Origin of the sequence: Streptomyces sp. 11x1 (genome assembly GCF_032598905.1) — a bacterium.
Classification (GTDB): Bacteria; Actinomycetota; Actinomycetes; order Streptomycetales; family Streptomycetaceae; genus Streptomyces.
On sequence record NZ_CP122458.1, the window covers coordinates 7,175,153 to 7,196,239 of the forward strand.

Below are 21,087 nucleotides of genomic sequence, written 5' to 3' on the forward strand. Positions count from 1 at the left end.
GCGGGTGGACCTGCCGGGCGTTGCGTCCGGTCAGACGATGTAGGCGTACCGCTTGAGCAGCCGGATGGCGTGCTCGCGGTCGTCGGCCAGGCGGTAGATCTCCTCGGGCATCAGCCGTGGCGTCTTCGCGCGCGCGTACTTCGAGCCGGGGACCTTCTCGAACTTCTTCCGGCGGGAGGCGTAGAAGCCGCGCCGGGTGGTGCCCTCGGTGGTGGCCTGGACGGTGCGCCGGTAGCGGGTGACGGTCGTCATGCCCCGGCGGGCGTTGACGACTTGCCCGATGTCGGCGCCCTCGGTGATGGCCTTCGCGCCGGCCTCGCCGAACGCGCGACGCTGCTGGGCGGCGGTCATCTCTGCGAACAGGTCCCCGGGGGAGGCCAGTTCCCAGGTGTCGCTGGGGCGGCGCGGGGCGAGCGTGCAGTCGCAGCGCGGGTGCCGCAGGAATCCGTCGCTCAGGCTGTACTCGTTGCCCGCGAGGATGATGCAGCGCGCGCACGCGGGCAGGTGCACCACGCGCACGTAGGACACGACGCGCGGGCGGGCGATCATCCCGGCAATGTCGGCGATCCGTCCGGCGTCCGCGACCAGGGAGCGGGTGACCATCTCCAGGAACGCGGCCCCCGACAGGATCGACATTGCCACCGAGAACCCGCGGCGTAGCCGGTTGAGGGCGATCAGCAGCGGATACAGCAGCGGCCCGGTCAGGTCACCGGCGGCGGCGACGGCCGTCTCGGGGTTGACGGCGCCCTCGCCGGGGCCGGTCTCCTGGGTGAGCCAGGCCTCGGCCATCGAGGCGGCGGCGAGCTGGCCGGCGCGGATCAGCTCGGCGGCCACGGCGGCCTGCGTCAGCCAGGACGCTTCGAGGTTTTCCGGATCGACGGAGCCCCAGACCGCGCGCACCGCGGCCGCCGTCACCGCGGCCTGGACGGCACGGTCGGCCTGATGCGCCTGCGCCTCGGGCGGGACCGTCATACGAGCGCCCCTTCCTCCGCGTCCTCGTCCTCGGCGACGTCCTCGTCCTCAACGTCGCGGGGGCCGCGCTGGGCGAGCACCTGGGTGGCGGCGGCGATCGGGTCCATCTCGGCCTCCCGCTCGCGCATCGCGACCACGTTCGCGACCTCCGTCGGCGTGAGCCCGTAGCGCAGGGCCAGCCACTCGAAGGGGAAGCCGATGTCCTTCAGCTTCACCAGGGCGTCCGCGAGCTGCGCGTAGGAGCGGGACTCCGAGTCGGCCCACAGCACCGCGCCCGCCCGCATCGCCTTCGCCTTCGAGTCCTCGCCGCGCGCGAGGTAGATCAGGCGGGCGACCTCGCGCAGGGCCTGGCCGAACCACAACTTTTTCTCGTCGACCCGCTTCACCAGGCCGGTCTCGGCGGCCAGCAGCGCGTCGCCGGACAGGTTGGCCATCTTGCCGATGAGGTAGTGCTGCGGGGTGCGGGTCTGCGCGGCGAGGTGGCCCACGGCGACCTCAATGATCTGCGTGTACGCGGCGAGGTTCGCCGCCTGCCACTCGGCGATCTTGGCGTCCTTGCCGGTGATCCACGCGACCCGGTCGACGGCGAACTTCGCCAGATCCACGGGCTGTTTGCCGACGATCTCACCCGCGCTGTTGAGCTTTGGGATCATCGGCCGCTCGGCGCCGAGGACAACGCGCTGCGGGAACGACGCGTAGTCGGAGGCGGTGAACAGCTGCGCCCACACGAGATTGATCGCGTCCTGCATCGCGACCACGCCCGTGACGTCCGAGATCGGATCGCCCACCAGCATCGGTTTGTTCGGCAGCTCCACCAGCGGCACCAGCCCCATCGGGTTGTCCTGAGGGTTCGGCTCGCCGAGGCGCTCCTCATCGCGCGGCTGCCACGACTGCATCCGCCCCTCGGCCCCGGGCGGCACCCACAGCCGCATCGCCTCGTCGACGTCCGCCATCTGTGGGGACTTGCTCTGCTTGAGCAGCGGCCGCTCGAACTTCCACAGCTGGCCGGGCAGGTAGAGAGTGGCGTAGTCGCAGTTGCCGTCCTGCCACCGCTTCAGCCCTGCCCGCCGCTTCACGCGCGAGCCGGGCTCGTAGGCCACGATGCACTGCGCGGCGTCCTCGAACGTGACGACCGGGGTGTCCTCGTTGTCGGGGTCGCCCCACACCAGCACGAACGACCGCGCGCTGTTGACCGCCCCCAGGAAGCCGAGCTGGGAGTCGCCGTCGAGGCCGTTGACCTGCCAGACCTCCCACAGGTCCGCGTCGGCCTTCATCTCGCCGGCGGCCTGGAAGCCGGTCACGGTCAGCCGCTCGACCGGTGAATCGGCCACGACTTGCACCCAGTTGTCGCTGAAGTCCTTGTAGCGGCCCCGTGGAACTTGGCGAAGTCGTCGGATGCGAACTTCAGCGGCTGCTTGCCCCGGTAGTAGTCGTTGTTCTGGTCGATCTCCGTCTGCCGGCGGATCAGCTCCGACTCCAGCAGGGACACCAGTTGCAGCGCCTCGCCCAGGGTGGCCATAGAACGCCCCCCTTCACGAGCCGTAGTAGTAGGACACTTCCTGCTCCGCCAGGCCCGCCGCGATCACGTCACCGAGCGCCTCGTGCGCGAGCACCGACGACACCGCAATGTCGATCTTCTGGACGGGGCTCGCCTTGCGGAGCACGTACAGCCCGGAAGGCCGCTCGGCCTGGCGGGCGTTCTCGATGTGCGACTGCGTCAGCTCACAGCCGTCGTGCGTGAACGCCGCCGCCCGCTGCCCGTCGGCGGTGTTCCGCTTCAGCACGTCCGTCTTCAGCCGCTCGGCCGCCGCATGCATCTGCACCATGCGGCGCGTGTACCAGCAGATCACCCGCTCCTCGCCGTACAGATCCACCCACTCATCGACCTCGGTGTCCCAGTACGGCGGGTCGGCGTACAGCCGGACCACGTCGTAGCGGTTCATCAGCTGGTCCATTGCCGCGCGGACCTCCGCGCGCGGGACCTGGCCCCCGTAGTCGGCCGGGTTCCAGATGGTCGGCTCGTCGTTCGACCCGTACAACGGGGTGAACTGGTAGCCGTCCATCGTCTCGGCGCGGATCGCCGTCCAGTCGTCCATGTCCGAGCCGTCGAACCCGAGGACGATCCGCGTCATCGGCCGCACCCTGCGCGGCCTGGCCTTCGCCGCCCACTTCGTGCCGTCCAGCCAGCCCGCCGAACCGGCCACGCACCGGTTGCCGAAGAACCGTTCGGCCTGCGCCGGGTCCTTCTCCATGATCTCGGCGGCCTCGGCCTCGATGGCGTCGAGGTCGACGTGCGCTGAGCCCGCGTACACCACCGTGTGGATCTTCCGGCGGTCCCGCTTGTTGCCGTAGGACAGAGCCTTCGGGGCCTGCGGGTGGTACTTGAAGATGTCCCGCGCCTTGGCCTGGGACGTCGTCTGCGCCACCGAGTCCTCCGACGGATCCCACCCGTTCGTCGTCTCCATCGACCGGCCACCCATGCCCGCCGCACCACGACGCTGCGTCTCCGCCGCCTTCCGCAGCTTGTTCGCCGTCGTGTACAGCCCGGACTCGTCCTGCATCGCGAAGATGATCGGGTTGCCCAGACGAGACAGAGCCGACGAGGTGACCGTCTCGATCTTCCCGTCCTCGCCGACCCGCGTGAACTCCTCGCCCACCCGCATCAGTTCCTTCAGCGGGCCCTTCTTCACCATCGACTGCAGCGGCCGGTAGACGTTGTCGACCTGCGACTCGGAGGTCGCCATCAGCTGAATCAGCGGGGTCGGCCACGGCGTCCCCATCGGGTCGCCCGCCTCGTACTCGTACCACCAGCCGCACGAGCAGCCGTGATCCGCGCACCGGTACCGTTCGCCGCCGCGGGCCCACCCGTTGAAGACGACCGGGCCCGCGGCCTCGGCCAGGACGATGGTCGCCGACCATGGGCCCTTGCCGGTCTTCTGCGGTGCCACCACCTGCGAGCGCCGGTTGTGGAACGCCGGCGCCAGCTGCCCGAAGGTCGCCGTCGGCTTCACGCGGTAGTGGTTGACCGTGCACCACAGCTGCCACGGGTACAGCTCCAGGTCTTCGCCGGCCCGGAAGCCGTCGGGCACCGGGCAGTGGCGTTCGATCCAGTCCGGGACGATCCACAGGGTGGGGAAGTCGACGACGAAGCCGTCGAGGTCAGGCGCCTTCGCCACGGGGCACGACCCTCAAGCGGTCACGCGCGCTCGGCCTCCGAGGCGCCTCCACCGGCTCCTCCGGCTGCTCCTCCTCGACGGCCGGAGCGATCCTCCACCGGTTGCGGAGCATGCCCTGCACGGACAGGCCCAGCGAATCCAGGTACTGGCGGACGACCTTCTGCAGCTCGACCGACGCCTTCGGCAACTCCGCCTCGGCCAGCTTCCGCACGAACATCGCGACTTCGTAGCGCTGGTCCAGGGCCTCCCACGCCACGGCCTGCGGGCGGGACCACAGGTCATCCCACAGCACGATCTCCCGATCGGTCTGCGTGACCAGCGGCCACTCCGGAGCCGGACCGGGACGGCCCTCTGCGGGGAGCGTCGACCAGCCGGCGGCGTTCATCGGCCTGGACTGCCGCAGTGAGCGAGGGTCCGGCGGCGGGCCGGAGACAACGCGGGCTCCACCCTTGGGCATTGGTGATCACTCCTCCACGCTGCCTTGCGCAGCACTGGGCACCGTCACCTTGCGTGACGATCCTGACCTTCTGAACCCGACGGACCCCCCGGAGCCCTCCCCGGCGTTCTGGGCCCCCTACTGGCCAGGGGTCACCCCCCACCCCCTGGCAAGCCTCTGACCTGGGCTTTTGTAATCTCTCAGGCTTCTGACCTGCAACGATGCCATTTGGTCACTCTGGGCGGTCGTTCCAGCCTCCGGGCTGGTGCTTCGCTGTCTCGCGAGAGTGGTGAGCCTTGGTCATGGCTTGCAGGTTGATCCAGTCGTGGCCACGTGGTCCGAGGGGCCCGAGTCCGTCACGGTGGTTGACCTCCGTAGCTCTGGGACGTAGCAGTGCGGGCATGGCCTCGCACTCGTCGCACTCGCAGTACGGATGCGCTCTCAGGTACTCGGATCGTGTGCGTGCCCAGCGCGCGTCATAGCCCTTGGACGCTGCTGTGGGGCGCGCACGCTGCGCCCTGCCCTGGCATGCCTCGCAGCGGCCCCCGGGGGTGAGGGTGGGGCAGCCTGGTGTGGGGCAGACCTGCATGGCCTTACGGGGCATCAGACCATGGCGAGCGCTGTGCGCCCCTGGCCGTGCCCCATGTGCTCCTGCAGTGTGCGCAGTGCGTCCGTGGCTGCGACGAGGCCGGTGCTGAGGCCGCATGGGCATGTGACGCTCGCGCGGCCGGTCTTCTCGACGACGCGCCAGCCGTCTTCGGGGGGAAGGTCGCGGATCTCCGTCTCGATGACGGCGGAGCGCTGCATGGTTTCCCTCCTGTGCCGGGCACGACAAAGCCCCCGGGTTCAGGTCACCGGGGGCTCTGTCGTGCGCCTGTGGATGGTCAGCAGGACTCGTCGAGCTTGACGGAGTAGATGGCGACGCGGAGGGCGTCCGTGGCGCCGGGCGCCGGGTCCTGGCGGCAGACCTTCCAGTTGCTGTTGTCGAGGACCCAGCGGCCCTCGGACGACGCGTCCTCTTCGTTGACCATGAAGCCTTTGCTGCGCAGCAGGCTCTGCGCCTCGCCGTGGTTCATGCCGACGACGTCGGGCACCTCGCTGGTCTCCGGCTCGGCCTCGTCGGCGCCGGCCTCGGTGGCGGGCGCGTCCGTTTCAGTCTCGGTGGGGCTGGTGTCCTGTTTCGTCTGACTGCTGGTGGCCTCGGCGGTGGTGTCCGGCTTGCTGGAGCTGCTGTCGCTGGTGCCCTCGCAGGCGGTGAGCGTGAGCAGGGCTGCAGCGGCGAGTGCTGCTGCGATGGTTCGGGTGCGCATGGTCCCCCCTGGGCGTTTTGTTGCTGAGGGGTCATCATGCGGCATGTGAGGACGACGTGAAGTCGATGTGACTGTGCTGTGACACGACGAAGCCCCGACCGGGGGGACCGAGTCGGGGCTTCGTCGTGCGTCTGTGGTGCCGGTTGAGGGCACAGTTGTACACCGGGATCGTGACACGGGGCTGACCTGCGGTCAAGCGGCGTTGCGGGTGGGGCGTTCGGCGGCGAGGGCGGTGACGTCTGGGACGGCGTACCAGGGTTGCCGGTCGGTGCCGCCGGAGCGGGTGAGGCGGCCGTGTTGGACGAGTTTGCGGACGCCGCCGAGGGTGATGCCGAGCAGTTGCGCGGTCTGGTGGGCGGTGAGGTGGCCGGGCCGGATGATGAGCGACTCCATGCCGCCAGTGTGCAACGTGCGGGGTGCTCGGGGCCGTGGTGCACTGATTGCCAGTGGCTGTTTGGTACGGCGGTGGTGGTGGCTATGGCTGGCACTGACGGGCGACGGGGTCGAGGGCCTGCGTGGTGGGCTCGGCGGCGGTGGGCGGCGATGGGGTGGCTGGGGCGCATCGTTAGTGTGGTCATCGGCCTTCTCGTGATCTTCCTTGCCCTGGGGGCGGTTCTCTCGTCGTGTGGGGTTGGAGAGGAGGAGACGCCAGAGTCGCCCTCGCCGTCGAGCGTTTCGCCGACGACTTCCCCGCCTGGTGTGCCGTCGACGAGGCCGGCCGTGACGGAGACGGCCACGGTGACAGCCACGGCAGTTCCTGTCCCAGAGGAAACGATCACTGAGACTGTGGACCAGGAACCTGCGGAGCCGGAACCAGTTGAGCCTGAGCCTGCGGATCCGACGACTGCGGACGTGTACTACGAGAACTGCGACGAGGCGCGAGCTGCTGGGGCAGCACCTGTGTACGCCGGGGAGCCGGGGTATGGGCGGCACCTGGACCGGGACGGCGACGGCGTGGGGTGCGAGTCGTAGCGTTCGGGCCTACGAAAAGGCCCCCGAGGAACCCATCCTCGGGGGTTGGCCTGCACCCCTCTACGGGCATTACTTTACAGGTGGGGGGCCACTACCAAGGTCACTACCGGGGTAGCGGGCCCCCTCTACATCAGGCGCCCTGCCCGCTGTCCTCGACGGCCGTGTCCGTAGACGGGTCTGTAGAGGGGGCGGCCTCTACCTGTCGTGCGGCGAGGAGGAGTTCGGCGGGCACGGCGGCCTCAAGGTCGGCCCTGCGGTAGCCGGCGAGGTTCTTCCCGTCGACCTTCACCTGCTTCGTGGTGCGGTCGACGCCGGCGGCTTCCAGCTCGGCGGCCAGGCGCTCGGCGTCGAAGTCGCCGTAGCGGTCCTCGTCGACATTCACGAGCCGGTCGAGGAGGACGACGGTGTGCATACGGTCGGCGTGCCGCATCACGTCGAGGCAGTCGGACAGCACGGGGGCGATGGTGACGCCGGCCTGGTCGGCGGCCGCGCTGACGTCGCCGACGGCGTCGCCGGTGAGCTGGCCGTGCTTGACGCGCAGGGCACGGCCGCGCTGGCAGAGTTCGGCGAACGCGGGCCCGTCGAGGAAGTCGGCGCGCACGGTCACGAACGAGGCAGGGCCGGTGACCAGGACGCCTGTACCGTGGTGGTCCTCGGACAGCACGGATGCGTCAGCACCCTGGGCGGCCTTGCCCTTGCCCAGCACCATGTCGGAGGACGTCTGGTCGACGACCTGGGTGCAGTACCTGAGGGTGATGATCTCCCGCAGCTTGGTGGGTACCGACTCGGCGTCGGGCCGCTGCGAGGCGAAGTTGCTGATGAACCCGGCGGCCGGCCCGCGGCGAGCAATCCGGCACAGGTCGTTGATGACCTGGTCGCGGTCGTCCTTGTCCATGGCGGTGAAGTACTCCTGCAGTTCGTCGATCGTGACGAAGATGACCGGCAGGTTGTACTTCTCGACGATGGCTGGGGTCAGCTTGCCCTCCGGGCACACCGACACCGGGAGTCCGCGGAGCAGCACGAACCGGCGCTCCATCTCCGCGAGCAGTTCCTTCAGCATCGCCTTCAGCGCTTCGACGGCGTCATCCTCGGCACCCATGACGAGCCGGTGGGCGACGGCCTTCATGGGCATCCAGTCGGCTCCGCCCTTGCCGTCGGCGACGTAGTGCCGGACGTAGGCGTCGAGGAGGCCGGCGGCGGTCATGAGTCGCTGAGTGAACGTCTTGCCCCGCCGGGGGAGGCCGCCGAAGAACAGGGACTGCCACATGATGGGGACGGTGATGCGGTTGCCGCGGGCGTCCTGCCCGAACGGGATCGGGTCCCACACGGTGAACGTCTCAGACTTGACCAGCGGTGACGGGTTCGGGTCCCCGAGATACGGGTCATCGTCTGCGACCCACATCGACACCCGGCCCGCGTTGCCGCCGGCCGCCGCGCGGACGCGGGAGGCAATGACCTGGATCTCGTCGACACCGAGCTCGGCGGCGATCGCGGTCCGCTTGGCGAGGACGTCGGCTGCGGTCTTCCCGCCGCCCTTGGGCAGGTCGAAGATGACGGACCAGCCTCGCCCGTCCCTCACGGGGCCCATGACGCAGGTGCTGCGCGGTCCTTCGTCGTCGCCCTTGCCCTGTTTGAGCAGCCCGGATGCGCGCAGGGCGTCGTTGAGCTGCTGCGCGGACATGTCCACCTTCAGGGGCGGGGTGGGGTTGTCGAGGAGCTGCACGTCCTCGCCACGGCCGAGGTAGGCCAGCGGCACGATGACGGCGGCGGCCATGGCTGTCTGTAGCAGCGGGTCGGCCAGCGCGAACCCGGCCGCGGCGGCGGTGACGGCGACGGCGGCGGCACCCCACCGCCAGCGGCGGGACTTGGTGCGCTCCCGGTGCAGCAGCGCGTACCGGACGGCAAGGTCGACGTCCTCGGGCTTGGCCTTGCACTTCGCCCTCAGCGCCTTTACGGCCGCTGTCTGGTCCTGGGCGGCGAGGGTCGGCCACAGGCCGCGGGCGCCCCGCCACGCGCCTTTGGTGGCCAGCCCGCCGAGCCGGAACGTGTACTTGGGGACGCGGAGCAGGTGGTAGCGGCTGTGCCACCAGGACAGTCGGCAGAATGCCGCCGTGTTGGCCTTGATGGACGCTGCGGAGCGGGCCCAGACGGGCAGGATCGGTGCGTCGGGGACGGTGAGCCAGTCGGCGAGCGGGTTGTCCGGGCGGTCGACGGCTTCGACGACGTCGGCCTCTAGGGGGTCGGTGGGCTCCGGTTCGGGGGCGAACTTGAGGAGGGACACGGCCGGTTCGGCGTGCCCGTTGATGCGCCTGATGGTGTCGGTCATGCTGGCGGTTCCGTCTCTCTGCGGAGGGGCTGGAGGCCCGGGGGCGGCGACGGCTTGGCGGTTGGACGCCGTCCCCGGGGCGTGGCTATTTCTTCTTGCGCCTGAGCGCCTGGTTCTCGATCCGCTCGACGCGCCGCTGCAGGTCGCTGATGTCGACGCCGTCACCGCCGGCGCCCCTTTTGGCCATGCGCGCGGTCAGGGCGATGACGCGCAGCTTCTCGCCGGTGGTGAAGTCCGCGAACCGGATGTCGGGGTTGTCGGCCATGGGTCAGCGCTCCGTCTTGGTGAGGGCGGCGGCGATGATGTTGGCGTGGTCGAATGCCAGCTGGGGCAGGGCGTTCAGGGGCCACCACTCGGCGCGGGTCGCGTCGTCTCCGGCCTCGGTGATCGTTCCGGGGATGACGGTCAGCTGGTAGGCGACGGTGACGTACCTGCCGCGCGGGTCCCGGCCGGGGGCGTCGAACACGCCGAGCTGGGTCAGTTCCTCGGGGGCCGCGTGCACGCCGGCCTCTTCGGCGAGCTCGCGGGCGGCAGCGGCGCGGCTCGTCTCACCGGGGTCGACGTGACCGCCGGGCGAAGCAGGCGGGTTCGTCGATTTCTGGCCGGTGAGTCGCAGCAACCGACGCGTGAGTGGTTCACCGACAGCTATGAGTATGGCGGGTTCACGGCCGAACGAGCTCGGGTCGAGCAGCCCGTCATCGCTGCGGTGTGTCTGCCCGGTCGGCGATCTGAGTGCCGTGGTCGGAACGGGCTTGACCTTGACGCTGGGTCAACCCTCCATCCTTCCGGGAGGAGCTTCCGCGCAGTCGCCTGGAACAGCTCCGCGAAGGAGGCAGATGACCATGGCAGCCCAATCGATCGCCGGTCCGGCGATTCGCGTGCAGGGTCTGAAGAAGTCGTACGGGAAGCTCGAAGTGCTGCGCGGTGTGGACTTCGACGTGGTGCCGGGCAGCATCTTCGCCCTGCTCGGTTCCAACGGGGCGGGCAAGACCACGACCGTGAGGATCCTCGCCACGCTCCTGAATGCCGACGCGGGGGCGGCGAGCGTCAATGGCTTCGACGTCGCCACGCAAGCGGCGAACGTTCGGGAGTCCAGCAGTCTCACCGGGCAGTTCGCGGCCGTCGACGAGATCCTCAGCGGTCGGGAGAACCTCGCCCTGGTCGCCAGGCTGCGCCACCTCAAGGACCCTGGCGCGACTGCGGATGACCTGCTGAGGCGTTTCTCGCTGAGCGAGGCAGGCGCGCGGCGAGTGTCCACGTATTCGGGTGGGATGCGCCGCCGGCTGGACATTGCGATGAGCCTCATCGGGAATTCGCCGGTGATTTTCCTGGACGAGCCGACGGCCGGACTCGACCCCGAGGCGCGCATCGAGGTGTGGGATGCGGTCAAGGAGCTCGCCGGCCACGGAACGACGGTGCTGCTCACCACGCAGTACCTGGACGAGGCCGAACAGCTGGCCGACCGGATCGCGATCCTCCACCAGGGCCGGATCATCGTGAACGGCACCCTCGCCGAGCTCAAGCAGCTCTTCCCGCCCGCCAAGGTCGAGTACGTCGAGAAGCAGCCGACTCTGGAGGAGATCTTCCTCGCGGTCATCGGCAGTGGCGACAAGAGCGCCGCCACCAGCACGACAACCGGGGGACAACGATGACCGAGTACTTCTTCAGCGACACCGCCGCGCTCACGGGGCGGACCCTGCGCCACGTCACACGCAGCATGGACACCATCATCACGACCGCCATCACGCCGGTCGCCATGATGCTGATGTTCGTCTACGTGTTCGGCGGCGCCATCGATACCGGGTCGGTCTCGTACGTGAACTACATGCTGCCCGGCATCCTGCTCATGACCATCGCCTCAGGCATCTCCTACACCGCGTACCGGCTGTTCACCGACGTGAAAAGCGGGATCTTCGAACGATTCCAGTCCATGCCGATCGCGCGCTCGGGTGTGCTGTGGGCCCACGTCGTCACCTCTCTGGTCGCCAACCTGATCGCTCTTGTACTCGTCGTGGGCGTCGCTGTGCTCATGGGCTTCCGCTCAGGGGCAGGAGTGTCAGCATGGCTCGCGGTCACCGGCATCCTGCTCCTGTTCACCCTGGCGCTGACCTGGCTCGCCGTGATCCCCGGGCTCTCCGCGTCCTCGGTCGAGGGAGCGGGCGCGTTCGCCTACCCGCTCATCTTCCTGCCGTTCGTCAGCTCTGCGTTTGTGCCCACCAAGACGATGCCCGGCCCGGTGCGCTGGTTCGCCGAACATCAGCCGGTGACGTCGATCGTCAACACGATCCGCAACCTGTTCGCCCAGCAGCCGGTCGGTGACGACATCTGGACCGCCCTCGCGTGGTGCGTCGGCATCCTCGTCGTGGCGTACATCTTCGCGATGGCCGCCTATCGCCGGAAGATCGCCTGAGGCAGTCTGAGACCCATGCTCACCATCAGCCAGCTTGCGTCGTACGCCGGGGTGACGGTGCGGGCGGTACGCCACTACCACCGGATCGGGTTGCTGCCAGAGCCCGAGCGCGACCGGTCCGGATACCGGACCTACGACGCTGCCGCGGTCGTGCGACTGATCCGGATCCGCACCCTCGCAGACGCCGGCGTGCCGCTGGCCCGGGTACAGGAACTCCTTGACGCCGGCCCGGAGGACTTCGCCGGCGGCGTCCAGGAGATCGACAAGGCCCTGCGCGCCGAGATCCGGCGGCTGCAGGACACTCGCAGCCGACTCGCCAGGCTCGCCGCCGGAGAGCACCTGGCGCTTCCGCAGAGCGTCGTGGACTACCTCGACCGGCTGCGCGGTCTCGGCGTTGAGGAGCGGTACATCGAGATGGAGCGGGACGCCTGGATCATGATCGCCGCCCAGGTGCCGCACTCGATCGACTCCGTGATCGCCAAGAAGCACGAGGAGCTGGACGACCCCGACATGGTGAAGCTCTACAGCCTTCTCAGCGGGGCACTCGACTGGCCGGCCGACGACCCGCGGATCGTCGAGGTCGCCGACATCATGGAGCGCCTGATGATTCGCGCTGAGGAGGCCGGCGAGGTGGGTGCCGACGACGGCATCGACGACCAGTTCGTCGACCTGCTGGACTCAACCACGGCCAACTCCTCACCGGTCGCCGAGCGACTCCGGGCGATCCTGGAGGAGCGGGGCTGGAGGGGCTGGATCCGCATCGAGCGAGTGCCTGCCGAGAGACTCAACACTGAGCTGCCATCGTGAAGGCAGGTCAGGGTCCTGGAATGACGCTATTTGGGGGTGCACGTGCTTCCCGGGGGCGGCCGTCTGCCTCAGTGAGCCTCCGCCAAGTTCGTTTCCGCAGTTCAGTGGGGCTGGTGTGATGCGTTGGTGAGGTCCTCACGCTGACAGGTGGCATGATCGTCGGGGCGAGATCATCCGCCCGCTCCGTCAGCGCTGTACTTCGCTGTTCGCCAGGACGAGCAGGGCCCGCAGGAGCGTGGTGGCCTGCCGGGTGTCGGTGCGGAGCTTGGTCAGGATCCGCCAGTTCTTGAGGTTCGCGAAGCCGTGTTCGTTGGCGGCGCGTTCGCGGCTGACCAGGCGGTTCGCTTCCTTCTCGGCGGCGGTCAGCTTGTGGTTGCGGGTGGCCTTGCGGCCGGTGATGATCACCGGGTCGTCGTCGGGTTTGTCGTCGAGGCCGACGAAGCCGAGGTCGGCCAGGGCGCCGAGGCCGGCTTCCCGCAGGTGTTCGGTGATCTTGTTGTGGCGGGCGGTGGTGATCTCGCTGGACCGGCCGGGCTTGGCTGCGGAGATCCAGATCAGGTTGCCCTTCTCGTCGGTCAGTGCGAGAAACAGCAGGCCATGGGCCTTGTGCTTGCCCGAGTGTGCGCCGTGAGGCGCTCGTTGTTCGAGTGGAGGTGAAAGACCGCCACCATCGCCCTGTCGCAGCAGGGCGGTTGAAGCTGGGGGCAGCCTGAACCGGGAGGTGCCGGGGAGGGCGGGAAGCAGCCCCGACAAAGCCGGGACGTGCCAGTACTGCCAGATGGTGCGGGTCCGGCAAGCGAGACGGAGAGGAGTACGCGAGGAACCGGCGTCTACGCCTCCTTAAGGCACGCCAGCTCGAACCTGGTGGATGACGGCTGGATGCGGTGCGTCCCTGCTGGATATTCGGCTGGCGGGGAACTTCCTGGGTGGTCTATTTCGGTCGCGCGGGGAGGCCACGGTGAAGTGCTGCGGGGTAGCCGTGGCGAGGCCGCGGGGGTATAGCCGGGCTCCTACTCCGACGATCGAACAGCGAGCGAACACGGGAACCGTCCCGGTTCCGCCCTCCTGCCGCGCGTCCAGTTCGGGCGGAGGGCTGGGTCCATCGTCGGCCGATCGGGCCGGGACGGGGCGGAGCCGCCGTAGTACTCCGAGCCGGGGAGAGCCCGGCACATGGGGAAGGGCGGCAGCGGTTTCGAGAAGGGAAGGAGGCTGCAATGCCGAAAGACGCACCACTGAACAGTGGTGCTCCCGAGGCCCCGTTGGGGTCTCACCAGCGAGTATCGGGGATGCAGACCAAGCTTCACCGTTGGGCGGCGGCTGACCATGGCCGCAGGTTCGACGATCTGTTCAACCTCGTATGCGACCCGGCGACGCTGCTCGTGGCGTTCGAACGGGTCGCGGGCAACCAGGGAGCCCGCACCCCGGGCGTCGACGGCCTCACAGTCGTCAACGTCGAGCGGGAACTCGGCCTCCCGGGCTACCTTGAGGACCTGCAACGCGTACTGAAGACGGGTGAATTCCGCCCGCTGCCGGTGCGCGAACGCAAGATCCCCAAGCCCGGCGGAAGCGGGAAGGTGCGCAAGCTCGGCATCCCGACCGTCTCCGACCGGGTGGTCCAGGCAGCCCTCAAGCTGGTGTTCGAGCCGATCTTCGAGGCCGACTTCCTGCCGGTCTCCTACGGTTTCCGGCCCATGCGGCGCGCACACGACGCGATCGCCGAGATCCACCGCTACGGCACCAGCGGCTATCGCTGGGTGCTGGATGCGGATATCGAGGCGTGCTTCGACTCCATCGACCACACGGCCCTGATGGACCGGGTGCGCGCGAGAGTCAAGGACAAGCGCGTGCTGCGGCTGGTCAAGGCGTTTCTCAAGGCCGGCGTCCTCACGGAGGGCGGCGGCCGCGAGGAGACCTTCACCGGCACCCCGCAGGGCGGCATCCTCTCCCCGCTGCTGGCGAACATTGCCCTGTCCGCGCTCGACGAGCACGTGATGGAGCCGTGGGAGCCGGGCGGGAGGATGTCCACCAGAGGCAGGCGGGCGCACCATCGTCTTCACGGCCGCGCGAACTGGCGCATCGTCCGCTACGCGGACGACTTCGTCGTCCTGGTCGACGGCAGCCGTGACGACGTCGCCTGCCTGCGCGAGGACATCGCCGACGTACTGCACCCTCTCGGGCTGAGGCTGTCACCGGCCAAGACTCGGATCGTGCACATGTCGGACGGGTTCGACTTCCTTGGGTTCCACATCCAGTGGCGCCGCAAGCGAGGATCGAACAAGTGGTACGTCTACACCTTCATCGCCAAGAGGCCCATCCGGCAGCTGAAGGACAAGATCCGTGCCCTGACGAACAGAACGTCGCAGCAGGACCCGGGGACCGTGCTGAAGAGGATCAACTCGATTCTGCGCGGCTGGGTCAACTACTTCAAGCACGCGGTATGCAAGACCACGCTGAAAGCCCTGGACCAGTTCGTATGGCGACGGGTGACCAGCTGGTGGATGGTGCTGCATCGCTGGAGGTGGAAGGACGTCCGTCGGCGCTTCACCGACCACAACGGCCGGTGGCACAAGCTCTCGGCGGACGGGATCGAACTGTTCCCCATGGTCTCGATTGCGGTCACCCGCTACCGATACCGGGGCAACACGATCCCCAGCCCCTGGACACTCAACCACGCTTGAACGGCAGAGACCGTGGAGAGCCCGGTGCGGTGAGAGCCGCACGCCGGGTTCGGCGAGCGGCACGGAGAAACGGACCGGTGGCAACACCAGCACCGCGCTCCGTGCCGACTCAACAGTTCTTCCTGTCGTCCTTCCCAGTGCGGCGGTGGGTGCGGATCAGGGTGCCGTCGAGGAGGACCACGACCCCGCCGCTGCGGGCGATCTTCTTCAGCGCGCGGTCCAGGCGTGGGGCGCGGGCGGCCAGCAGCTTGACGACTTCCTTCACCCAGCGGCGGACGGTGGACTCCCCGACACCGTTGCCGCCGGCCATGTCGGCCAGGCGCTGGTCGTGACGCAGGACGGCGAGCACGATGACGGCCTGCTTACCGGGTTCGGCCTTGCGCCAGACAGAGCGCATCCGGTTGCGGCGCCGGCGTATCAGGCCGGCGACGAGATCGATGGTCCGCTTCGACAGCGGGAGGCGGACCTGGTAGACAACATCCTGAGCGCCCTCGGCGGGCTGGTTTTTCGTCACACATCAACCAACTCCCGCCGGGGGCCCTCGCGTTACGGCCGGAATCGGCCCGTCCGGCCGCCAACACCGCTGGTCAGCATGGCCGGTAGCGGCCCGATGCGGTGCGGACGAGCCAGCCCCGGTCGGAGAGTTTGCGCAGCTGACCCCGGACCGGCTCGATCTTCCCCGGCGTCGTCTCCCGGCCCAGTCCGACGGCAACGTCCTTGGCCATCACCGGACCGTCCGACCCGGCCACGATCTCCATGATCCGACGGTATTCCGAGGTCAGGGCCTGAAGCCCCATCCCCTCGACACGATCGGGGACCACCCGCATCCCGCCCGCGCCCGGGCCCACCGTCACAGCGACCGGCTCCGGCTCCGGCTCCGGCTCCGGCTCCGGCTCCGGCTCCGGCGACACGATGCCCGACGGCCGCCGTCCACCGTCGGTGGCCTCGGCCCACTGCCCGAACACCACCTCGGCGGCCTCCAACCGGGCCACCTCCAGCTCGAGTTCGCCCAGCTCCTTACGCAGGAGCTCAGCACGTTTCGCCAGCTCAAGCCGCCGCCCGATCGTCCACGTCAGCACGTCTGTCATGAACATCCCTCCCGACGCGGAACCTACGCGGCAGCCCCGAACCTCACACCAGAACCCGCGAGAACGCCCGCGCCGGACGATCTCGTGCTAACGATCACGCCACCTGTCAGCGTGAGGACCTCACCGCGCATCACACCAGCCCCACTGAACTGCGGAAACGAACTTGGCGGAGTCTCAGTGAGGAACAGGGCCGGCGCGGTGGGGATGGGCAGCGTGGATGTACTTCATGGCAGTGGTGATGGAGATTCCGAAGATACGGACGAGGTGGACGGGATCTTCGGTCTCGCGGGCCTCGTCCAGGATTCTGTCGGCGCGAACTGCGCGCAGAGTCAGACCGGCGCGATCGAAGCGCCTGTAGATGTAGTCCGCGGAGACAGGATCGGTCGCGCTGGCGGTCTGTTGAGTGACCAGGAGGTGAACCGCCCCGTGTCAGGTAGAGACTCGATTCCGTGAAAGGATTGAGTCATGGCACGACCCTCCCGTTACCCGCTTGAGCTGCGCCGTCGCGCGGTGCGCATGGTCGCCGAAGTGCGCGACGACTATCCGAACGAGACAGCCGCCCTGCAGGCGGTGGCGGACAAGCTCGACATCGGTTCCCGTGAGACGCTGCGGAACTGGGTGAAGCAGTACGAGATTGACGCGGGGCAGCGTCCAGGGATGACGACGGAGGAGTCCGCCCAGCTCAAGGCATTGAAGAAGGAGAACGCCGAGCTGAAGCGGGCGAACGAGATCCTGAAGGCCGCGGCGAGTTTCTTCGCGGCCGAGCTCGACCGGCCACACACACGCTCGTAGCGTTCATCGACGAGCACCGGGACCGCTTCGGCGGGGTCGAGCCGATCTGCAGAACGCTCACCGCACACGACTGCCAGATCGCCCCTTCCACGTACTACGCCCATAAGAAACGCCTCGAAACTCCCTCAGCACGTTCCGTGCGCGACGAGGAGCTCAAGGAGAGGATCCACGAGGTCTACACGTCCAACTACCGTGTCTACGGAGCCAGGAAGATCTGGCGCGAGCTGAACCGGCAGGGGCATGCGGTGGCCCGCTGCACCGTCGAGCGCCTGATGCGCGAGCTCGGTATCCAGGGCGCAGTGCGCGGCAAACGCGTCATCACCACGATCTCCGGCGGGCAGGCTGAGCGGGCTCCCGACCTTGTCGACCGCGACTTCGTCGCCGGCGCCCCGAACCGCTGCTGGGTAGCCGACTTCACGCACGTGAAGACCTTCGCCGGCGTCGTCTACGTCGCATTCGTCGTGGACACCTTCTCGCGCCGGATCGTGGGCTGGTCGGCCGCCACGGTGAAGGAGACGGTGTTCGTGCTGGACGCCCTGGAGATGGCGATCTGGCAGCGCGACCGGGACCAACGCCCTATCCAGCCAGGCGAGTTGATACATCATTCGGACGCCGGGTCGCAGTACACGAGCTTCCGCCTCGCCGAGCACCTGGACGCCGCCGGCATCGCCGCGAGTATCGGATCCGTCGGTGACGCGTACGACAACGCCCTGATGGAGTCCACGATCGGCCTGTTCAAACAATGCCGCGGAGTTAAGCCGTCCCGCATCACGTCAAGTTGATCAGTTTCAGTCAGCAGGGGCGAGCCATTCGGGGGCGATCCGGTATCTCCCTCGTCCTTCCCGGATCAGCATGGTCTGCTCGGCCCACTGGTTGATCTGCGTGCACAGACTGCGGTACTTCGCCCTCACCGTGATGCCGAGGGCCTTGCTGATCTCGACAGTGCGCCACGCTCGTCCTGGATCAGTGCGCAGGAGACGGAGGGTGCGCTCCCTGAAGCCCAGGTCATCGGGCTCGGTCTTGTCACGCCGGTGGACGGCAATGTGCATGGAAGTGATCAGCTGGCTCTTCCTGGGACGTTCCTGGGAGACCACGGTGTACTGCGAGATCGGGCATTTTACGAGCCGGGCGCTGGTGCGTGCCCGACGCGGCGGCAGCAGAGCATCGAGTACGGCCTGCGCGATGCCGCCGTTTCCGTCGGCGGGTTCGAGAACCGCCCGCGCGGTGATCACCTGTTCTGCCGCCGCGCGGAGGGCAACGGTGAAGCTGGCGCGGTCTGGGTCTGTGCCCGGCCGGAACTCGACGGCGTCCACCATGGCACGACGAAGGCTCTGGTAGACGACCAGCAGAGCCCACAGCTCCTGCTGCAAGCCCACCGGGTCGCCCGAGCGCAGAACCCGGCCGGCAAACAGCGTGTCCTTGAGCGCAAGGAAGGACAGTTCGATCTCCCATCGCTCGTGGTAGAGCGCGACCAGCCGGTCGGCCGGATCGGTCCGGTGGTCCAGGAGCGTCGTCGCCAGGCGGTATCGGTCCGTGGCGCGGCTCCCGTCGGCGCAGTTCGCCGTCACCTCGGCCTCGATGATCCGGAAGGTGCGGCCGCGCAGTCGGGTCAGGTAGGAACCGTCCGGCAGTACGGAGATCACAGCCGGACGACGGCGGTAGGTGAGCCGTGCCAGGAGCTGGGCGCCGGTGTCGGCGGCCTCGTTCAGGAACTCGTCGCCGGAGAAGTTCCGGTCGGTGAGCAACAGCATGCTTGCGTCCAGCAGTGGCAGCAGACGTCTGGCGTATCCGGGTTCACCCGTGCTCGTCGGCCCGAACACGGCCCCAAGTAGACCGCGGGTGCCGGTCTCGCACAGAGCCATCAGTCGGACGTGCGGGTACCCCTCCACACCTCGGTGGCGGCGGGTCTTTCCCAGCACCCCACGGACCCGGACGGTGTCGGAAGCCTGCAGCGAGCTGCATCCGTCGAAGGCGACCGTGCGCCATCGCCGGTAACTCACTCCGGGCATCGAAGGGCGGGCGAGCGGGCCGGCCACCGTCTCGAACAGCTCCTGGAACGGAGCCGTCCCCAGACGGCGGCGTACCTCGCGAAGTGCCTTCTCCGAAGGGACCTTCGAGGCCAGGGTACGCACCCCGGCAGTCAGGCTGCTCCAGACGCGCAGGTATCCGGCTTCCGGGAAGAGGCACATCGCCAGGACGAAGTACACCCCCACGCGGGAGGGGATGAGGCGCAACCTGCGCTGCACCGCCCTGGTGTGTTCCAGCACGTCGTCGATCAGTTCGAAGGGAAGAAGCTGCGTGAGCTCCCCCAGATGTCCGGGCGCGAAGAGGCCCGAGGCGACGGTGATGCTGCGAGTCACCGTCGTGGTGGCAGACTGGTCGGGCAACGGGACCTCCGCTCGGAGTAGTGAAGACCTTGGTCGGCTTCACCTCTGTAGCAGAAGTCCCGTTCTTCATGGTCGCCTTGGACCGGAAGCTGATCAACTTGACGTGATGCGGGACGGCTTAACTCCGCGGCATTGCCTGTTCAAAACCGAGTTGATCAAGCCTCAGCGGCCCTGGAAGACGCTCTCCCAGGTCGAGTTGGCCACCGCCGAGTGGATCGACTGGTACAACCACCGCCGACTCCACGGTGAGATAGGCCATATCCCACCCGTCGAATACGAAGCCAACTACTACACCGAACTGAAGAAACCCCAGGTCATCACCACGATCTGAGATCTCCACCGAACCCGGGGCGGTTCAGCGATGCGCCTGCTCGCGGCTGGCGTCGACAGCACCGTCATCGCCCTCTGGCTGGGCCACGAGAGCGTCGCCACCACCCAGATTTACATAAACCCTCGGGAATTGCATCAGGCGGGCGAGAAGCCGCAGGTCGCGTGGTCACGGCGGGAGACGGAAGGACTCCGTACCCTGTACGAACTGGCAGCCTGAACAGGTGTGTTGCCGAGATGATCCCTTCTGATGCATGATCTGCTCTCCAGAAGGGATGGTCTGGAGTGGTGCATCAGCGCATGGCGGCCCTGGCGGGGTCGGCTCATCTGGAGCTTGTCTCCGGCGTGGTCCAGTTGCGTCCGGAGGACGCGATGTTCGACGCGATGCTGAGGGGCTGGCGGGCTCAGCAGAAGTCGCGAGGGCTGAAGGACGAGACGATCGACCCGAGGGAACGGCTGATCCGCCGGTTTCTGGAGTTCGCGAACGAGTACCCGTGGCAGTGGACGCCGGCCCACCTGGACGAGTGGTCGGCATCTCTGACGAGCGAGAAGCATCTGGCGCCGTCCACGATCCGCAGCTACCAGGGTGACGTCCGCCTGTTCAGCGAGTTTCTCATCGACGCCCGATACGGCTGGGGTCCGGCATGTGAAGAAGCATTCGGCACTTATCCGGTGGCGATCTGTCACGAGTGGAATACCCTCCCTCACCTGCAGGATTACGAGGGCGAGCCGGAGGCACGGCCGTTCACAAGGGAAGAGCTGCAGCGGTTCCTCGACTATGCCGACGACCAGGTCGCACGCGCCGTGAAGGCCAAGCGCAAGGGTGCTCTCGCCGCCTACCGGGATGCCACCCTCTTCAAGGTCATCTACGGGTGGGGGCTTCGCCGGACCGAGACTTCCAAGCTCGATGTGGTCGACTTCGGACGCAATCCGCAGGCCCGGCAGTTCGGCCGGTACGGCACGCTCAACGTCCGCTACGGCAAGGCGAAGAAGGGCCAGCCGCCGCGGCGGCGGAACGTGCTGTCGGTGATGGACTGGGCCGTCGAGGCGGTCGCCGACTATGTCGAGAACGTCCGGCCGCGATTCGGATTCCCTGATCACCCGGCTCTGTGGATCACCGAGCGCGGGGGCCGTCTCCAGCCCGGCTCCATCAACGACCGGTTCGAGGCATACCGGGACGCCCTAAAGATCCCAAAAGATCTAACTCCCCACTCAATCCGGCATTCTTACGTCACGCATCTGACCGAGGACGGAGTCGACCGCCGGTTCATCCAGCAGCAGGTCGGCCATGAGTGCGACAGCTCCCTGGCCATCTACACGCACGTCAGCGACGACTTCATGAACACTTCCCTGCACAAGGCACTGGCTCCGGCGTTCGCCGGGGCCTGACAGGAGGGATCCCGGCG

Annotated in this window: 24 protein-coding genes and 1 pseudogene; 10 read left to right on the top strand and 15 right to left on the bottom strand. The window is 68.1% G+C overall.

Going from position 1 to position 21,087, the window contains the following annotated elements; all coding sequences use genetic code 11:
- Positions 1–30: 30 nt before the first annotated feature.
- From P8T65_RS31550 to P8T65_RS31585, 8 genes are all read right to left on the bottom strand, one after another.
- On the bottom strand, positions 31–972 hold the full coding sequence (locus P8T65_RS31550; protein WP_316728575.1) for a hypothetical protein: 942 nt from the start codon (positions 970–972) through the stop codon (positions 31–33).
- Positions 969–2,303, bottom strand: a complete 1,335-nt coding sequence (locus tag P8T65_RS31555) for a phage portal protein (protein ID WP_316728576.1) — start codon at positions 2,301–2,303, stop codon at positions 969–971. Before P8T65_RS31555 ends, P8T65_RS31550 begins: the two co-directional genes overlap by 4 nt.
- The gene (locus P8T65_RS31560) at positions 2,276–2,491 is read right to left on the bottom strand and encodes a hypothetical protein (protein ID WP_316728578.1); all 216 of its coding nucleotides are present in this window, start codon (positions 2,489–2,491) and stop codon (positions 2,276–2,278) included. Before P8T65_RS31560 ends, P8T65_RS31555 begins: the two co-directional genes overlap by 28 nt.
- Positions 2,492–2,504: 13 nt before the next feature.
- Positions 2,505–4,148 carry a hypothetical protein gene (locus P8T65_RS31565; RefSeq protein ID WP_316728579.1) on the bottom strand — a complete coding sequence of 548 codons (1,644 nt, stop codon included), beginning with the start codon at positions 4,146–4,148 and terminating at the stop codon, positions 2,505–2,507.
- On the bottom strand, positions 4,132–4,605 hold the full coding sequence (locus P8T65_RS31570; RefSeq protein WP_316728580.1) for a hypothetical protein: 474 nt from the start codon (positions 4,603–4,605) through the stop codon (positions 4,132–4,134). The genes P8T65_RS31565 and P8T65_RS31570 overlap by 17 nt, the downstream gene beginning before the upstream one ends.
- A gap of 582 nt (positions 4,606–5,187) precedes the next feature.
- Complete coding sequence (locus P8T65_RS31575) at positions 5,188–5,391, bottom strand: hypothetical protein (protein ID WP_316728581.1); 204 nt, start codon at positions 5,389–5,391, stop codon at positions 5,188–5,190.
- A gap of 77 nt (positions 5,392–5,468) precedes the next feature.
- A complete protein-coding gene (locus tag P8T65_RS31580) occupies positions 5,469–5,894 on the bottom strand; it encodes a PASTA domain-containing protein (RefSeq protein ID WP_316728582.1) in 426 nt (141 codons plus the stop codon).
- A 192-nt stretch (positions 5,895–6,086) separates the two neighbouring features.
- A complete protein-coding gene (locus tag P8T65_RS31585; RefSeq protein WP_316728583.1) occupies positions 6,087–6,287 on the bottom strand; it encodes a hypothetical protein in 201 nt (66 codons plus the stop codon).
- Between the two features lie 150 nt (positions 6,288–6,437).
- Here P8T65_RS31585 and P8T65_RS31590 point away from each other — a divergent pair, with 150 nt between their 5' ends.
- On the top strand, positions 6,438–6,866 hold the full coding sequence (locus tag P8T65_RS31590) for an excalibur calcium-binding domain-containing protein (RefSeq protein ID WP_316728584.1): 429 nt from the start codon (positions 6,438–6,440) through the stop codon (positions 6,864–6,866).
- A gap of 130 nt (positions 6,867–6,996) precedes the next feature.
- Here the strand turns inward: P8T65_RS31590 and P8T65_RS31595 are convergent, their stop codons facing one another.
- The 3 genes from P8T65_RS31595 to P8T65_RS31605 form a co-directional block, all read right to left on the bottom strand.
- Positions 6,997–9,192, bottom strand: a complete 2,196-nt coding sequence (locus P8T65_RS31595) for an FtsK/SpoIIIE domain-containing protein (protein ID WP_316728586.1) — start codon at positions 9,190–9,192, stop codon at positions 6,997–6,999.
- Positions 9,193–9,277: 85 nt separating this feature from the next.
- Entirely contained in the window at positions 9,278–9,457 is a 180-nt protein-coding gene (locus P8T65_RS31600; protein ID WP_316728588.1) for a DUF6257 family protein, read from the bottom strand.
- A 3-nt stretch (positions 9,458–9,460) separates the two neighbouring features.
- Positions 9,461–9,811, bottom strand: a complete 351-nt coding sequence (locus tag P8T65_RS31605) for an NUDIX domain-containing protein (protein ID WP_316728590.1) — start codon at positions 9,809–9,811, stop codon at positions 9,461–9,463.
- Positions 9,812–10,034: 223 nt separating this feature from the next.
- Between P8T65_RS31605 and P8T65_RS31610 the strand changes: the two genes are divergently transcribed.
- Genes P8T65_RS31610 through P8T65_RS31620 form a run of 3 tightly spaced genes read left to right on the top strand, consistent with a single transcriptional unit; the run spans position 10,035 to position 12,409 of the window.
- On the top strand, positions 10,035–10,844 hold the full coding sequence (locus P8T65_RS31610; protein ID WP_316728591.1) for an ATP-binding cassette domain-containing protein: 810 nt from the start codon (positions 10,035–10,037) through the stop codon (positions 10,842–10,844).
- Positions 10,841–11,602, top strand: coding sequence for an ABC transporter permease (locus tag P8T65_RS31615; RefSeq protein ID WP_316728593.1), 762 nt, complete (start codon positions 10,841–10,843; stop codon positions 11,600–11,602). The genes P8T65_RS31610 and P8T65_RS31615 overlap by 4 nt, the downstream gene beginning before the upstream one ends.
- A 15-nt stretch (positions 11,603–11,617) precedes the next feature.
- A complete protein-coding gene (locus P8T65_RS31620) occupies positions 11,618–12,409 on the top strand; it encodes a MerR family transcriptional regulator (RefSeq protein WP_316728595.1) in 792 nt (263 codons plus the stop codon).
- Positions 12,410–12,595: 186 nt separating this feature from the next.
- Here the strand turns inward: P8T65_RS31620 and P8T65_RS31625 are convergent, their stop codons facing one another.
- On the bottom strand, positions 12,596–13,162 hold the full coding sequence (locus P8T65_RS31625; protein WP_316723967.1) for a transposase family protein: 567 nt from the start codon (positions 13,160–13,162) through the stop codon (positions 12,596–12,598).
- Positions 13,163–13,623: 461 nt separating this feature from the next.
- Between P8T65_RS31625 and ltrA the strand changes: the two genes are divergently transcribed.
- Positions 13,624–15,087, top strand: a complete 1,464-nt coding sequence (gene ltrA, locus P8T65_RS31630) for a group II intron reverse transcriptase/maturase (RefSeq protein WP_316723494.1) — start codon at positions 13,624–13,626, stop codon at positions 15,085–15,087.
- Between the two features lie 109 nt (positions 15,088–15,196).
- On the opposite strand, the gene P8T65_RS31635 is transcribed toward ltrA, so the two are convergent.
- Both P8T65_RS31635 and P8T65_RS31640 read right to left on the bottom strand, forming a co-directional pair.
- Positions 15,197–15,601: a hypothetical protein gene (locus P8T65_RS31635; RefSeq protein ID WP_316723968.1), complete on the bottom strand. Its 405-nt coding sequence runs from the start codon at positions 15,599–15,601 to the stop codon at positions 15,197–15,199.
- A 73-nt stretch (positions 15,602–15,674) separates the two neighbouring features.
- On the bottom strand, positions 15,675–16,175 hold the full coding sequence (locus P8T65_RS31640) for a hypothetical protein (RefSeq protein ID WP_316728597.1): 501 nt from the start codon (positions 16,173–16,175) through the stop codon (positions 15,675–15,677).
- A gap of 465 nt (positions 16,176–16,640) precedes the next feature.
- Here P8T65_RS31640 and P8T65_RS31645 point away from each other — a divergent pair, with 465 nt between their 5' ends.
- The gene (locus P8T65_RS31645) at positions 16,641–16,967 is read left to right on the top strand and encodes a transposase (protein WP_316728598.1); all 327 of its coding nucleotides are present in this window, start codon (positions 16,641–16,643) and stop codon (positions 16,965–16,967) included.
- Between the two features lie 5 nt (positions 16,968–16,972).
- On the top strand, positions 16,973–17,749 hold the full coding sequence (locus P8T65_RS31650) for an IS3 family transposase (protein ID WP_316731798.1): 777 nt from the start codon (positions 16,973–16,975) through the stop codon (positions 17,747–17,749).
- A gap of 6 nt (positions 17,750–17,755) precedes the next feature.
- On the opposite strand, the gene P8T65_RS31655 is transcribed toward P8T65_RS31650, so the two are convergent.
- Complete coding sequence (locus tag P8T65_RS31655) at positions 17,756–19,354, bottom strand: IS4 family transposase (protein ID WP_316728600.1); 1,599 nt, start codon at positions 19,352–19,354, stop codon at positions 17,756–17,758.
- Positions 19,355–19,460: 106 nt separating this feature from the next.
- Here P8T65_RS31655 and P8T65_RS31660 point away from each other — a divergent pair, with 106 nt between their 5' ends.
- From P8T65_RS31660 to P8T65_RS31670, 3 genes and pseudogenes are all read left to right on the top strand, one after another.
- Entirely contained in the window at positions 19,461–19,685 is a 225-nt protein-coding gene (locus tag P8T65_RS31660) for an IS3 family transposase (protein WP_316728602.1), read from the top strand.
- An 18-nt stretch (positions 19,686–19,703) separates the two neighbouring features.
- Positions 19,704–19,901: pseudogene (locus P8T65_RS31665) on the top strand (hypothetical protein); the annotation flags it as partial.
- A 65-nt stretch (positions 19,902–19,966) separates the two neighbouring features.
- The gene (locus tag P8T65_RS31670) at positions 19,967–21,070 is read left to right on the top strand and encodes a tyrosine-type recombinase/integrase (protein ID WP_316728604.1); all 1,104 of its coding nucleotides are present in this window, start codon (positions 19,967–19,969) and stop codon (positions 21,068–21,070) included.
- Positions 21,071–21,087: the final 17 nt, after the last annotated feature.